General features: G+C 61.7%; 1 pseudogene. It reads right to left on the bottom strand.

Annotated features, from left to right (window positions below):
* Nucleotides 1-533, bottom strand: a pseudogene (locus tag NW858_RS12915) (hypothetical protein); the annotation flags it as partial.

The raw sequence follows: 533 nt of genomic DNA, 5'->3' as shown, positions 1-533 counted from the left end.
GTAAAGTATCTGACCTTCTCAACTTTCCTTTGCTTGAGGAGCACTTGGATCAGCATCACCAGGTTCAGAGCTTCTTCGGGGACTTCCGCTGAGTCAGGATCCCTGGGGGTTGGCTCGGCAGCTTGCTGGGCTTGGAAATCGCTGAGGCGCTGCCCAGTAAGGCTGGCCCGTTCCCCGTTTTGGTTGAAGAAAAGGCGCTGGCCCCAGATCTCCCCCCATCCCTCCTCCGGGCGGTTCTCGATCACTGTAATGCTGGTGCCCTCGCGGGTGGCCAAGATCGCCAGCACGGCTGGGTTGCCCGGATAAGACTGATAGTTGAACAGCACCGGGTTGAATTGGGCGGATCCCCCGGCAGGGATGGGCAAAAAGGCGGCCTGGGCGCTCACCAGCACATAGCTATCCCGTGGGGCCAGCAGCGAGTTGCGGTTGCCGGCCCAAGAGCGGGGGTTGTGCAAGTAGCGGCGCAGGTTCCCCAGCAGCTCCCGCAGCGACACCGCGCGCAGGGGTTTTCCTTTTTCGTTGCCCACCAGCAC

It is taken from the genome of Synechococcus sp. H55.10 (assembly GCF_047502715.1).
Lineage (GTDB): Bacteria > Cyanobacteriota > Cyanobacteriia > Thermostichales > Thermostichaceae > Thermostichus.
This window is presented reverse-complemented; position numbering and strand designations above follow the sequence as displayed.